The sequence below is a fragment of the Serratia sp. CoH_122_TC_1 genome (genome assembly GCF_058191755.1).
The window spans coordinates 91853-105673 of sequence record NZ_JBXWLA010000004.1 but is presented as its reverse complement, the minus strand read 5'-3'; the positions used below and the strand labels follow the sequence as shown (position 1 = coordinate 105673).

General features: G+C 42.4%; 12 protein-coding genes. 3 read left to right on the top strand and 9 right to left on the bottom strand.

The features are described 5' to 3' along the window. Positions 1-65: 65 nt before the first annotated feature. The 3 genes from AC2FC2_RS06590 to AC2FC2_RS06580 all read left to right on the top strand — a co-directional run bounded on the left by AC2FC2_RS06590 (position 66) and on the right by AC2FC2_RS06580 (position 6066). Positions 66-2738, top strand: a complete 2673-nt coding sequence (locus tag AC2FC2_RS06590) for a DNA methyltransferase (RefSeq protein WP_131693419.1) — start codon at positions 66-68, stop codon at positions 2736-2738. 66 nt (positions 2739-2804) lie between these two features. Beyond that, entirely contained in the window at positions 2805-4814 is a 2010-nt protein-coding gene (locus tag AC2FC2_RS06585) for a DEAD/DEAH box helicase (protein ID WP_207391086.1), read from the top strand. A gap of 1 nt (position 4815) precedes the next feature. Further along, positions 4816-6066, top strand: a complete 1251-nt coding sequence (locus tag AC2FC2_RS06580; RefSeq protein ID WP_490658988.1) for a GIY-YIG nuclease family protein — start codon at positions 4816-4818, stop codon at positions 6064-6066. 208 nt (positions 6067-6274) lie between these two features. Here the strand turns inward: AC2FC2_RS06580 and AC2FC2_RS06575 are convergent, their stop codons facing one another. The 9 genes from AC2FC2_RS06575 to AC2FC2_RS06535 form a co-directional block, all read right to left on the bottom strand. Then, on the bottom strand, positions 6275-7240 hold the full coding sequence (locus tag AC2FC2_RS06575; protein WP_490658987.1) for a hypothetical protein: 966 nt from the start codon (positions 7238-7240) through the stop codon (positions 6275-6277). Positions 7241-7267: 27 nt separating this feature from the next. Next, positions 7268-7540 (bottom strand): hypothetical protein, encoded by a 273-nt coding sequence (locus tag AC2FC2_RS06570; RefSeq protein ID WP_167324790.1) that lies wholly within the window; start codon positions 7538-7540, stop codon positions 7268-7270. Then, entirely contained in the window at positions 7537-8079 is a 543-nt protein-coding gene (locus tag AC2FC2_RS06565) for a hypothetical protein (RefSeq protein ID WP_038421300.1), read from the bottom strand. Before AC2FC2_RS06565 ends, AC2FC2_RS06570 begins: the two co-directional genes overlap by 4 nt. Before the next feature lie 66 nt (positions 8080-8145). Beyond that, the gene (locus AC2FC2_RS06560) at positions 8146-9849 is read right to left on the bottom strand and encodes a TerY-P anti-phage system serine/threonine kinase (RefSeq protein ID WP_029739294.1); all 1704 of its coding nucleotides are present in this window, start codon (positions 9847-9849) and stop codon (positions 8146-8148) included. Between the two features lie 14 nt (positions 9850-9863). Continuing rightward, entirely contained in the window at positions 9864-10583 is a 720-nt protein-coding gene (locus AC2FC2_RS06555; protein WP_105322969.1) for a TerY-P anti-phage system serine/threonine phosphatase, read from the bottom strand. Positions 10584-10590: 7 nt separating this feature from the next. Further along, positions 10591-11424, bottom strand: a complete 834-nt coding sequence (locus AC2FC2_RS06550; RefSeq protein ID WP_038421297.1) for a TerY-P anti-phage system-associated VWA domain-containing protein — start codon at positions 11422-11424, stop codon at positions 10591-10593. A gap of 186 nt (positions 11425-11610) precedes the next feature. Further along, entirely contained in the window at positions 11611-11781 is a 171-nt protein-coding gene (locus tag AC2FC2_RS06545) for a putative zinc ribbon protein (RefSeq protein ID WP_197759439.1), read from the bottom strand. Positions 11782-12099: 318 nt separating this feature from the next. Beyond that, complete coding sequence (locus AC2FC2_RS06540; RefSeq protein ID WP_490658986.1) at positions 12100-13128, bottom strand: YagK/YfjJ domain-containing protein; 1029 nt, start codon at positions 13126-13128, stop codon at positions 12100-12102. 456 nt (positions 13129-13584) lie between these two features. Then, positions 13585-13788 carry a helix-turn-helix transcriptional regulator gene (locus AC2FC2_RS06535; protein WP_490658985.1) on the bottom strand — a complete coding sequence of 68 codons (204 nt, stop codon included), beginning with the start codon at positions 13786-13788 and terminating at the stop codon, positions 13585-13587. Between the last annotated feature and the right edge of the window lie 33 nt (positions 13789-13821).

The following is a 13821-nucleotide window of genomic DNA, read 5'->3' as shown; positions in this document are numbered from 1 at the left end:
CTTCTGCATTTTTTTAACCCATTACAACTGTTATTAAAAAGCTGACATACCCTAAAGGATTACTGATGGCCGTTAATCAGGCAAAAATATTTGAACAACTCGAGCAACTTACCCGTGAATTGGACCGTGATGAGTTCATTTATGGTTTTATGGCAGCCTTTGACTTTCCTAAAGCAACGATCACACAGGTTCGACAAGGTAGTAGCCGTAATATCGCAAAGGAAGCCGGTCATGTTGGTTTGAAAAATAAACTCTATTTTCAAAGCCTCAATGACAAAGAAGACCTTGATGAGGCTTTTGAGCGACGTATCACTGATCCAGTCATAGCGAAAAACAAGATACGTTTTGTATTAGTTACTGATTATGTTCGATTTTTAGCGTGGGATACATGTAGTAAAGAGAGACTCGATATTGAGCTAGATGAACTTTATAGCAACTATGGCTTTTTCTTACCTTTAGCTGGTTTAGAAAAGGCAATTATAAGTAGTGAGAACCCAGCAGATGTTAAAGCTGCAGAGAAGATGGGCAAGCTGTTTGATCTCATTCGTGTTCACAATGATCTCAGTAAACCAGAAGATATTCATGCGCTTAACGTCTTCCTGACACGTTTGTTATTCTGTCTTTTCGCCGAAGATACAGGTATTTTTGAACCAGCTCAGTTCACCTCTGCCATCAAGAGTTACACCGAGGAGGATGGTAGTGATCTAGATACATTCCTGTATCAATTATTCACCGTTCTTAAGGCAGCTCCAAATAGCCTGCCACGACAAAAGATACCTACTCACTTAGCGGCTTTTCCCTATGTAAATGGTGGGCTTTTTTCCACTGACGAGCCTATTCCAGAACTAGGAAAAAAAGGCCGTAAGATGCTGCTTGAATGTGGCACGATGGACTGGAGTGAAATAAACCCTGATATTTTCGGAAGTATGTTCCAGGCGGTGATTGACGTCGAGCAACGTAGTCGTTTGGGGCAGCATTACACGTCATATAGCAATATCATGAAGGTAATAAAACCTTTATTTCTAGATCCTTTGGAAAATGAACTTAATAAACAATGTCGTAGCGCGAAGGGTTTAAAGGCTCTACTAGTTCGTTTGTCCGAAATAAAGATATTTGATCCTGCATGTGGTTCAGGTAATTTCCTAATCGTATCTTACAAAGAACTACGCAAGTTAGAGATGAAAATCATTGATGCCCTTAAAGAACTGGAACCACAAGGTTTTTCGATGAGTGGGCTACATCTTTCACAATTTTATGGTATCGAAATTGACGACTTCGCTTGCGAAATAGCACGGTTATCCCTCTGGCTGGCCGAACATCAATTAAACAGCCAGTGGGAACAAGCGTTTGGTTTTGCTCCACCTGCATTGCCTTTGCGTGAGAGTGGAAATATCAAAAGTGGCAATAGCTTGCGACTTAACTGGAGTAATATCTGCCCTAAAGAAACTGACGATGAAGTGTATGTCATCGGCAATCCGCCATTTTTAGGCACTCAGGGGCGGTCTGAGGAGCAAAAAATGGACATGCAACTTGTGTTCAGTAACTTTGGACCTTTAGGAACTCTTGATTATGTTGCTTCATGGTTTTGGAAAGGTGCCCAATATATTTGTAATAGTAAAGCTGAATTAGCATTAGTGGCAACAAATTCCATCTGCCAGGGAGAGCAAGTAGCAATATTGTGGCCATCACTTTTTAAACTTGGGCTAAACATCCATCTCGCTTATCCAACATTTACTTGGGCGAATAATGCACGTGACAAAGCTGCCGTGCATGTAATCATTGTAGGGCTATCCAGCCAATCCAAAATGCATCGTCTCTATCAATTCGTCGAAGGGGAGTGGCATAGTAGGTTAGTGAACAATATCAGCCCATACTTAATAGAAGGAAATACTCTCGTTGTAGCGCCGCAAAGTAAGCCTATTTCTAAAGAAGTGCTTCCTATGGTTCGAGGAAATATGCCGTACGAAGGAGGGCATCTGCTTTTAAATAGACAAGAATATGATGAAATTTTAAAGCATGAGCCCCAAGCATCTAAATGGATAAAAAAAGTCATGGGTGCAGAGGAGTTTTTAAATTCAAAAGAGCGCTGGTGTCTGTGGCTTGTTGATGCAACCCCTGATGATTTAAAGTCTATGCCATTAGTCCTTGAACGAGTCAATAAAGTAGCAGAGGTAAGAAAACGTAACTCTGACAAAAGCGTTCAAAAATTAGCATGTAGACCTCATCAGTTCAGAGATATAAACAACCCAAAGAGTTACATTCTTGTTCCGGGTGTATCATCTGAGCGTAGGACGTATATACCAATTGGTTTTTTTTGCGGGGATGTAATTAGTACTAACAAGAATTTTATCCTTCCTGAAGGATCACTTTACGAGTTTGGAATTCTGACTTCAATCATTCATAACGATTGGATGCGGTTAGTTTCAATGCGGCTAGAGAGCCGATACAGCTATGGCAATAAAGTAGTGTATAACACTTTTCCTTGGCCAGATGTTACCAATGCTCAACGCAAAGAGATTGAAATATTAGCTGAGGAAGTCATTCTGACTCGTGAGGAATTCCCTGGCCAGACCTTGGCTGAGCTATATGATCCTGACAAGATGCCATCTGAGTTACTAACTGCACATCAAGCACTTGATAAAGCAGTCGATAGGCTTTATCGGGAGCGCCCATTTAAAGATGCTGCCGACCGGTTAAGCTATCTGTTAGCCCGCTATGAAAAATTAGCTCAAAAGTGATACTAAGTTTGCGGATGTTATGAATTCACAATAGCTAAAAGTATTTAGTAAATTTAAGGACTTATGATGAATAATCTTTTACATGTCGAGTATGGTCAAACAGGTCAAAGTTCTAGCCTTAACTCAATGGGTATGCGTGAAATGCAAGCCCGTGCTTTTGCTGAGCGTGGTAGCCAGTATCTTTTGATCAAAGCCCCACCGGCGTGTGGAAAATCGCGTGCACTTATGTTTCTTGGCTTGGATAAGCTGGAACATCAGAATTTGCGCAAGGTGATAGTCGCGGTCCCGGAAAAATCTATCGGGGGTTCATTTCAAGATACTAAGCTCAGTGAATATGGTTTTTTCGCTGACTGGATTGTTAAACCGGAAAATAACCTATGCGTAGATGGAGGTGAGTCGGGTAAGGTCAAAGCTTTCCAGCGGTTTATGACCAGTTATGACAAGATTCTTGTGTGTACTCACGCAACCTTGCGTTTTGCTTTTGAAAAATTAGCAGTGACTGATTTTGATAATTGTCTTGTAGCTATTGATGAGTTCCACCATGTTTCAGCCGACGGTGATAACCGCTTGGGTAGCCTCATAGATGATTTGATGAAAAAATCAAGTGCGCACATTATCGCTATGACTGGCTCTTACTTTCGGGGCGATACGGTGCCTATCTTGTTGGCCGAAGATGAAGCATTGTTCACAAAGGTTACTTATACCTACTATGAGCAGCTAAACGGTTACCAATACTTGAAATCCTTGGGTATTGGCTATCACTTTTACCAAGGTCCTTACATCGAAGCTTTACCCTCAGTTCTTGATGCCAGTAAGAAAACTATAATTCATATTCCAAATGTTAACTCTGGTGAATCCACTAAGGATAAGCATGGAGAAGTAGATGCTATTCTGGATGTTTTGGGAAATGTGTTAAAACGTGACTCGGCCACAGGTGTATACCATATTGAGGCTAAAGATGGACGTTTGCTTAAATTAGCTAATCTGGTCGATGATAACCCCATTGAAAGGCCAAAAATCCAAGCCTATCTGCGTAATATCAAAACTGCCGATGACATAGACATCATCATCGCGTTGGGTATGGCCAAAGAAGGTTTTGATTGGCCATTCTGTGAACATGTTTTGACCATCGGTTACCGTAGTTCGTTAACAGAAATTGTACAGATTATTGGCCGTGCCACACGCGATTGTATTGGCAAAAAACATGCGCAGTTCACCAACTTAATTGCCCAGCCAGATGCGCAGGATGATGATGTGAAATCATCGGTCAACAACATGCTAAAAGCGATTACGACCTCGTTATTAATGGAACAGATTCTTGCCCCCAGTATCCAGTTCAAACCTCGTTCGCAATGGGACGGAAAACCACTACCGCCGAATACCTTATTAGTTGACGATTCATCAAGCACACCTGTATCTCAAAAAGTGCTCGACATTCTTAATGGCGACAAGAATGAGATTATGGCCACGTTAATGGCTAACGAACAAACGGTAAAAGAAGCAATCAGTGAAACCACACCTTCTGAGACTATCACTCAGGTGGCATTGCCTGCAGTGATTCAAACTCTTTACCCTGACTTGACTGAAGAAGAACAAGAACAAATAAGGCAGGGTATCCTACAAAGTATGCTAATTACTCAGCAAGGTGGATTGTTCGAGGGTGAAGACCTGCCACCTGATGCCGTAATAGACATGGGAGATAATTCTGGGATGGAATCCAGTTCAAGCGTTGTTGGAAAACAGTTTCTTAAAATGGGCGAGAAGTTCCTTTGCATAGACAATCTTGATATAGATCTGATTGATTCTATTAATCCATTTCATGGCGCTTATGAGATCCTCTCTAAATCGGTTACGGCTCCTATGCTGAAAACCATTCAGGAGGCTGTCAGTGCCAGTAAATCTCAAGTTTCTGAAGAGGAAGCTGTAATCCTTTGGCCGAAGATTAAACAATTCAAAAAAGAGCACGGACAAGAACCATCGTTGAACTCAAGTGACCCGATTGAAGTACGGTATGCGGAAGCTTTAGCGTTTATACGTAAGATGAAACAGCAACAGATGGCAAAAAAGGGACAGTAATATGATCCGTTTATCGACTAATCACCTGTCTGGTAAATCGACATTGAATAGCATCATTTCAGAGGACGATGAATTCGACCTGCTTGACGTGCAACCGCTAAAACCCAAATCTGGCTTAGTTAATCTGTATGGTAATCAATTTTCAGAAATCGTAGCGTATTACGAACAGCATGGTCGGCTTCCAACTGAAGGAAATACGGTATCTCTTGATGAAAAGCGCCTTGCAAGGCGCTTAAAGAGTATTAAAGAGAACCCGGACCTGTGTTTACAACTAAGATCCATAGATTTCTATAACTTACTTGAATCAAATAGTTCGGACTATATACATACCAACTTGGCCGCAGAGTCTGAATCACCCGCTTATATCAATAAATCAGAACTTGTTACCTCATTGGAAGACATATTTGCAGATGACGATGACGAACTATTAAATTTCGATGAGCCTGATATTTTCAGTATTACGCATGTTTCGGTTGATAGAAAAGAGCAACCCGATGAAATTGCTCAGCGGCAGCCTTGCCCCGATTTCCAGCGGTTTGAGCCTCATTTTCTTCAATTACGGGGTGGTTTAAAAAATGGCATTTTTTCCCTGGAACGTTTTACGCACAAGTTGAAAATTAGCGAAGGCGACTTTTTTGTTCTTAACGGCGTGGTTGGCTACGTGCATAGTGCTGGTGAGCGTCTGCGTGAATACAGTACTTATAATGCGCGTTTACACCTGATATTTGAAAACGGCACTGAAATGAATATGCTCTATCAGTCCTTAACTCATGGCTTAGTGAGGGACAAAGAAGGGCGAAAAGTGCAACTCAATGGTCAGAAACTGATACCTTCAGATGTTTCTGTTCCATCTGGTTTAGTTTATATACTTGCAACTAAGAGTAAAGATCCAGCGCTCATACCTTATAAACAAAATTTATACAAAATTGGTTTTACTGAAACGACTGTAGAACAGCGAATCAAAAATTCTGAAAAAGACCGTACTTTTCTTGAGGCACCTGTCAGAATTGTAGCCACCAGCCAATGTTTCAATTTAAATGCACAAAAACTTGAAGCCTTAGTACATGGCTTTCTAGCAACGCGTCGCCTTAATATTACACTCAAAAGTCATACTGGACAGGTTTATACACCGAAAGAATGGTTTCATGTCCCTCTGGCTACAGTACAGGCTGTAATCCAATATATTGTGGATGGTACTATTTCGCAATATCGTTTGGATAACACAACAGGCAAGATTGTAGCGAAACGTTGATAATTATGATTGTGTAATTAATGTTTATATCAAAAATAGTCATTGCAGCTATTTTAGATGTAAGTGATTATCCTGAACAGGTCTTCATAAATTGCAGAGTATCACTGCGCTGCTGTTTATGAAGGTCTGAACGCATTCTGCTGCAGATAAACCTAACCATCTCAAGCCTGTAATAATAAAATTGATCCTCTGCATAAGTTAATTTAGGTTAACCCTCTTTTGAATGGTTAAGCTCGTAGTAAATCGCCAATTGTCGCAGGCTTGATATTTCAAGGTTGATAACGGGTTTGCCAGCGCGATCTTTTCTTTCAGAGACATCTGGGTTTAACAAAAAGATACGAAAATATCTCACATTTTCTGTTGCCAAAATTTCTTCAACATAATGGCCGAACCGCCCTTTATCCATAAGGTTCTTATCGATATATAGACGAATGGGTTTATCGTCATGTTTATCGAAGAAGTGAATGAGAAAACCACGACCATAGCGTTTAACTAAAGAGCCACCGCCGAAAATGACACCAGCGTATTGGTTTGTTAGCCCTTTCTGAATATGCGTTATATATTTATAGAAATAAACCTTCCCATAGTTTTTGACTCTTAACCTTAATGCTCTGAACTCGTCGTATGTAAGAGTTTCCTTGGCTTCTTGCCAGGTGTCTACCAGCCGCTGTAGCTGGTTAGTTCGTGTATAACGGCTCCACTTGAGAGCTCGATCGCTAGACAAATCATCGCCTTTGACGGGATTGTTTACCTGTGAACGTGCTGTAAGCTGTCCTGATTTCTTTTGCTCAGGATCTTCATCATCAGTACAAGGATCGAAGCAATTGATAAAATCATTTAGCTTCTGCCAAGCTTTTCTTTCGTTGTAATCAGCCTCTGTCTCATCAGGCTGACGGACCTGATCCTTTTCCTCAGTAAATTGCATCCATTCACATCCCTGATGGTGGGGATGTGGAGAACGAAAATGTGCAACCTTGAATTTTTTCCCGTCTTCCGCTTTGACATGATAGTTAACGCCACTAATGGTGACGCTGCAGTTTTGATCGCTGCAGGAGAAAGTGAATCGTTGTCTGTCGTTCGGCTTTCTTGAAAAGAATTCTGTTCTTGCTTCATCAATGGATACACATCTTTCTAACTCATGGCAATAAGCAAAAAGTACTTTGGTCTTTGACATTTCTCCTCCATGATGTTTTTGGTAAAATCACTTTATCTTTATGAAATGACTGTTTTTAAAGGTTTTAACCAGATTTTTCTTCATCTGTTCAACTAGTTCATCAGCATAATCCTCAGCTATTTCCATCCCTTTCGATTTAGCAACGATGAGCAGAGATGTGACGTCGTTTTCCCTCCCACAGTTGGCACAAACGACAACGCTATGACTTGGGGGGGCGTAACCCTCGTAAGGTAAGGCGAACTGTTCCGAGCGGCAGAATGCACAGCGCAGTCGGATCGTTTTTTTAAGATCCTCCATCATCCCATTAGACCTGGAAGAGAACCAGCAAGACCTCCGACAATAGAGCCAACCAAAGGATGTTCCAAAAATTTAGCCAAGCGGTTTTTAGCTTCCTGTTTTTCTTCATCAGAAGCGGAGGATTTCTCGATCTGCTGAAGTAATTGATTAAATACATTGTGAATGTTTTGCGTATTACCGTTACCAACTTGTGCTGGCCCATGAACATTTAGCGTCGCGATTTGCATGCTGGCTCCTAACTCGTAAGAACGATTTTTCCCATGTTTGACTGATATAGCCCTGCTCTGGCCTTCTTCTGTCAGGGATACATGTTCAAAATCTCCATAGTCCTTACGTAGAAGAGAACGGGAATGGCAGATGTTGATGATTTTGAACAAATACTCTTCAGACCAGTGAAGCCGCTCGTCAATAGCAATGCGATCGTTCTGGTCCATATCAAATCCAAATGAAACAGTTTTGATCGTCTCTCCGAGGTTCTCCATGTCATCGTTCATATATGTTAAAAGAGCATCTATATCTGACTGAATTTTCTCTGCGTCCATTTTTTACCTCATTTTTCGATAGTTAGGAAACAAGCATCGTGATATGCAGATCGCCCGTCTTGCTGATTAATGCAGCAATCTCGAAAGCCATTTGAAAATCTTTATGATTATATTTGTCTTAGAAGTCTGTTGATTTGAAGTAACTGTCTTACTCGGAATGCTTTGAGCTGGTGATACCGGCTGTGAAGCTGATGTTCTCGTCGGTGCTACATAATGCGTTGATGATTTATTAGGTACTACATGCTGAGTTTGCGCTCTTGCTGGTGCTACAGTTTGAGTAGAAGCCCGTAACTTGTTGAGGATTGCCTGGTTTGCAGTTGTGGCGTTAGTGCTCACAGGCTTAGGAGTTGAAGTAGTGCTCTTACCCTTAATGCGCTCCAAGGCTTCCTGATTGCTGCTAGTAGAAGTTGATATTTGTCGACTATCGTTTGGTCCAGCAAGGCGCCAACGGGCATCTGTTTCTGAAAGAACGGTCATTTGCCCGATGGTCGTAACTGTTATTGATATATGTGAATATTTGTATTTCCCACTGACGTAGGGCGGTTCCATAAGACCGATTACACTAATCCATTTCCCGACCCATGAGGCATTAGGTTTTGAAGGTAAAGCGCTAATGCCTTCACTCCATATTGATATTTTAAAGATATTACCGCGCCAATCTCCGAAGTTAACAAAGATATATGGTTTGCCATTTCGGGTCTTATTGAGTTTGACGTCAATAATCTTCCCGATAACTTCAACTTTATCACCAACTCGCTGAAGGCAAGCACTGTAATCCAAGGCTGACAGGACGGTGTAGGCACCGATATAACCGGGTTTCAGTCTGCTGGCTGGAATATCCCCATTCATACTGATCGAAGCTAGCGATATGGGAATGTTTTTACTTGCAATGAAGTCACCGAGGGAAGGCGTTTTTTCCATCGCTGAAGCGCAGACTGCGGCAAAATTCTTTACATGGGTGGAAAGCTGTTGAATTCCCGATAGCATCCCTAAGATGGAAGATGAACCGGGGTCTACAAAGTCATTAGCTCGAAAAATGATTGCATCCAGTTCCGAATTTGATTTATCCCAAATGGACGGATCGATTTGCAAGGCTTTAAGAGCCAGCCAGAGTGAAATTAGTGAGAAACGATCCAAGGTGTGATTGAACGGATTCGTTGCTTTACGACGGGGATGCTGAAAATTGACATGCCCCAACTCCGAGCTTCCTAATGTCTTAATCTCATCAACGAACATGCCGTCATAGTCGATTAACTGGACGGTTGCACCTCCGTCGGAAACCATCAGGTTTCCAGTCTGGAAATCACCATGTGCAATTTTTTCTTTTTCAAGGTAGGCGGCAAGTGATTCAATCGATGCAGATAGTTTCGCTATTGCTTGTGCAGAACGCCTGTTGACCTCAAGGAACTCTCCTAGCGTCTCTCCCTTGGCCCATGCCATTTTGACGATAGGGTATGATATTCCTTCGACTTTGACCCCTTGGGGCTGAAACTGGAAATCGAGAAAGTAGGGCGAGCGAAGGCTTGAAATTTTCTTAGATATAGCCTCATAACGGCGTTCTAAGGCTTTTGACTCTCTATGAAAGCAACGAACGGCGTATTTCTTAGCGCCTGATTTGATTGTATAGGTCAGTGCAAAGCCACCGCTGATGGCTAGGGGGAGACCCAACCCTGTCGTGGCAACGGTACCAGATTTCAATTCAGGATCGATTAGCAGCTTACTATGTAGCTGAAACGCTTGGTTGTATTGTTCAAGAGATGGGTAAGGCATCTTTACTTTCCGCGTTAAAACGATAGTACAAGCAGCGTTGAGTCGTCGATATGCATACGTTTTGCTGCACGCTCTCTCAGAACTAACTCTGCAAGCTCTTCTTCAGTTTGCAGCGAAAGTAATTCGATAAAACCAGAATCCTCAGCCAGCGCTTGTTTCAGTGCCCATTCGCCGAGCGCATCTGTCATACAGAGGAGTTTGGGTTGGGTGAGTTTTTCAAGGTAAAAAGTTTTCCCATGCTGTGTCCAGAAAGTGCTTCCACCGACGAAATCGTTATGAGCGTACAGCGTAGCAAGCAGTGTTGGCCGCTCATTAAATTTTTCTGGATTATCGAAAGGCCATGCGCAAATGAGTTTCCCGCAATCAACCAACATGGTGATGCTATCTCCAATAGCAAGAATCTCTACCGCCTGATGCTCTTCAAATTCCTCTACACCTATTAGCGTCGCAAAACTACCTCTTTCGAATGCCGCTTGCTGGGACCAGGACATAGAAGGGAAGTCATGCGTGGCAGAATATTCCGCTAAAGCAGATGCTACCCATTCAGGATTTACTTTCGGATCTGCAGTAAATTTACGAGCAAGAAGATCGGCCCATAACTTTGAGTTGAAGGACTCACTCGCGCCATCACATAGCGCCAACCTTCTCCCATCTTCGGAGAAGGCAAATTTATCTTCATTCGCCTTAGGGTATTCAGGATCTTTCGGAACTGTCCCTAAGAACTCCAGTTTCATTGCTGAATCAACGCAACTGAGAAGCGCGGGTTCCGATGTCGAAGAAATCGACGAGTTCGGCAGCCTCAGCATTGAACATGAATCCACGAGATTCTATACCAACCGTATGACCTTTTTCCTGCGCGAAACGCACCAGATGTTCCGGAAGAGGGCTGGACATACGGAAAAGCAGTTTAGCGTAGGCATCCGGTAAGCCAGTGTCTGAGGAGGGGAATCTGATTGGATCATTTCCGAGAGAACTGACATGGATATTAAGAATCAGAACTTCACCGTCATTGGTGCGAATTTGTCGTAGATGATTGGCAATCTCTTCCGGGTCACCGTCGTTTGATTCGCCGTCAGTCACATGCAGGATAGTCGGAGGATAGCAATCCGGATGGGCATCACACCAAGTCACCAACTCTTCGGCGGCTCTGGTCAGGGCTTCACGCATAGGCGTGCCGCCACTAGCAATAGGATCGAACCATACTGGAAACTTAATTGCTGTCTCGATGATTCCACCAGCTCCATCATCCATCTTCCGTTTGCGATCTTCTACTCTGGCTGGATTCTGTTCGAGAGCAGAAATTGGATTGAGGACTTGTCCTCCCAGTGAACCAGAGAAACCATTAGAAATCCCTTGACCGCCATAACCCAAAACACCAATTTCGAAATAATCACGTACGCCTTCAGACTTGGTGCAGCGAGTGATTAGGTTCATTAAAGTTCGATTAAGAGCATCGGCGACAAACTCAGCCTTGCTTCGGCCGGAAGACATTTTGTCGGACATTGAACCTGATTGATCGACGACGAAAAGAAATGCTGCTGGATTAGTACGGCTGATTTGAGCTTCGTATGCCATATGTCTTTTTCCTTTTTGAGATTGTTCCTATCCTATCAAGTTGTTAGACAATTGCGAATGATGCCCAAAGGACAGTCAAAACTTTTTGACATGCTTTGACGAATATCACATTTCACAACTTTTATATTTATATATTACTGATTTTAATGAATTAAAATATAATTATCATTAATGTATTTAGCCGCTTCATTCATCACGACAACTAATGGCATATATCCAGTCTTTGCATAGCGGACAGCATTTTTCGCCATGCCAGCAAAGCTGGCACCAGACACAGTGCCAGTTCCGTACCACTGTGGCCTGACGCAACCGAAGCTTTGTGAAGGAGGGGAAATCTTGCCCTGGAGCTTTTGGCATATCAGAGGTTTTGACTCTTCGGTTGTATCTGCAAGCCTTTAAATGCTTGAGGTGTTGAATCTCCCTTGGTTGGTGAACAAAACTCTTCACACTCGTCAGTGGCTCGACATGAACGCCAATTTTCAGTTTACAACTGACACAGAACAGCGAGTCATAATCCTTCTGCTCGACAGTCTCCGGTGTTACCCATTCCCCTCGTCTGGTGGCGGCATCAGGGGCAAAAACAAAATGGTACATAATCAGCTCCGGAACATAAAAAAAGCCAACGTGGTGCGCTGGCTTTGTAGGGTTAAATAGGGTGTGCAGAAAAGATTAGTATTAAGACCTGCGCTGTTTCTTTCTTGTCCTCAGCACTTTGATTTCACCCCGACCAAAGGTCCTGGCATTCCCCGGGAGTACCAGACGCGCGCAGGTATCAATCTTTGTCAGATAGCTGACTGCCTTAAGCAACCCGTTTTCCATTGATGTATTCCCACGCTCCAGCTTGCCTATACCGCACTCGGTATAACGATCCTTGTGAGCATTACAGTTGTAATAATGTCCTTTGCCTTCAGTGATAGTGTTTTTCCAATATTCACCGAATGCCCGGGCCAGGTTGACGTCCTGCTGTGTCTTGTGACCATTCAGCACAAAGAGCATGTGATAGTGAAACTGTCGGGAAGGGGCATACTCAAGTTTCCATACAGTCCCGAGCACATGGCGAAACAGAGGATTCTTTTTAATGTTACGAAGTAGCTTCTGACGGCATGCACGGGCCATATCAGCGGTGATCGCTGATTTATGTTCATCATTCCAGGATAAATCCACCCGTAATACCAGAAGACGCGAATAGCGGGACTGCAGATGACGGAGATAATTCCATGCACCTTTAAGGTTTTTCACCGAAGTCCGTTTATATTTTTTGTATGCTTTTTTGAAATCAGGTTGGTGAACGGCTGAGCGATAATCCTGTGTAAGCTTGTTCAGCAACTCAGCTGTTGTTATTGGGTCTGATGATAATATTTTCCCGTTGCGAACACGGAGACCTAAATCGGTTTGATTGAGCAATCGACGAAACAGTGCGATACGGGGATTGACTTCACGGTTATTCAGGTAAGCCTTCTCCAGTATTTCCAGATAGCGTAGTGCATCCAGCAGCCATATAGCACCTTCATTCTGCTTATAATCAGTGAGATTAAACATGACAGTAAAAGGTAATGAAGAATCTTTGCTCAGATTTTTAAGACAGTTATCGAGAGATTCTATCTGGTCTCTTGATTCGTGGTCGGTAGTAATAACCAGATTCAGCTGATCATTATCAATGTAGATGTCAGCATGTGATGATAAAACGTTATCAGGTAAATTCATCGTAAATACTCGTAAAGGTGCCTGCCAGTAATCGCTGGCAGGCAATAATTGGATGATGGAAATGACCTACAGATATCTCTGTACTTATACGGTACTGCTTTATGGCAGGTTTAATGGGGTAGGGGTATCTGATAGTTAATAAGTTAGATGGAGTACGGTGTAGAATTAGTTATGCATAATCACTGAGTGATATTGTATCTGTTAACCTTTAGTAGGGTAACTGTGAGCTGATGATTATCAAATAGCTTATCACTTTGTTTGAATAATACGTAATTAATGGTTGGTTAATCAGGTCTGATTATAGACGGATATTTGTATTCCGTAAGTGATACTTAAATGCAATAATATAAATAGCGGCAATAAAATTTTATCTAAACCCTTATGCCTAAAGGGGCGGTTAGGTAAAAATGCAGTATAAAGTTAGTGTTCTTTATTATGCATCTTCTTACGGCTGGTTTACTGTCTGGAACTCTTTATTCTTTCTTCCAGCCACTCTTTGACTTCACGTTCAGTCCAGCGAGAGTTACGCCCAAACTTAATCGGTTTGGGGAACTTTCCTTCCTGTATTAATTTATAAAACCACTTATCTGACTGGCCAGTCAGTTCAGTAATGAAAAGCATATCAACGAACCGGTCTTTATAAATATCAATCTCGTTCATGACTTCTCCAAATGAGTGTATCAGGAGGACGCC

What these genes read in the sequence shown, in the direction of transcription:
- AC2FC2_RS06590 (WP_131693419.1), top strand. Translation starts at nt 66, where the DNA reads ATGGCCGTTAATCAGGCAAAAATATTTGAACAACTCGAGCAACTTACC.
- AC2FC2_RS06585 (WP_207391086.1), top strand. Translation starts at nt 2,805, where the DNA reads ATGAATAATCTTTTACATGTCGAGTATGGTCAAACAGGTCAAAGTTCT.
- AC2FC2_RS06580 (WP_490658988.1), top strand. Translation starts at nt 4,816, where the DNA reads ATGATCCGTTTATCGACTAATCACCTGTCTGGTAAATCGACATTGAAT.
- AC2FC2_RS06575 (WP_490658987.1), bottom strand. Translation starts at nt 7,240, where the DNA reads ATGTCAAAGACCAAAGTACTTTTTGCTTATTGCCATGAGTTAGAAAGA.
- AC2FC2_RS06570 (WP_167324790.1), bottom strand. Translation starts at nt 7,540, where the DNA reads ATGATGGAGGATCTTAAAAAAACGATCCGACTGCGCTGTGCATTCTGC.
- AC2FC2_RS06565 (WP_038421300.1), bottom strand. Translation starts at nt 8,079, where the DNA reads ATGGACGCAGAGAAAATTCAGTCAGATATAGATGCTCTTTTAACATAT.
- AC2FC2_RS06560 (WP_029739294.1), bottom strand. Translation starts at nt 9,849, where the DNA reads ATGCCTTACCCATCTCTTGAACAATACAACCAAGCGTTTCAGCTACAT.
- AC2FC2_RS06555 (WP_105322969.1), bottom strand. Translation starts at nt 10,583, where the DNA reads ATGAAACTGGAGTTCTTAGGGACAGTTCCGAAAGATCCTGAATACCCT.
- AC2FC2_RS06550 (WP_038421297.1), bottom strand. Translation starts at nt 11,424, where the DNA reads ATGGCATACGAAGCTCAAATCAGCCGTACTAATCCAGCAGCATTTCTT.
- AC2FC2_RS06545 (WP_197759439.1), bottom strand. Translation starts at nt 11,781, where the DNA reads ATGCCAAAAGCTCCAGGGCAAGATTTCCCCTCCTTCACAAAGCTTCGG.
- AC2FC2_RS06540 (WP_490658986.1), bottom strand. Translation starts at nt 13,128, where the DNA reads ATGAATTTACCTGATAACGTTTTATCATCACATGCTGACATCTACATT.
- AC2FC2_RS06535 (WP_490658985.1), bottom strand. Translation starts at nt 13,788, where the DNA reads ATGAACGAGATTGATATTTATAAAGACCGGTTCGTTGATATGCTTTTC.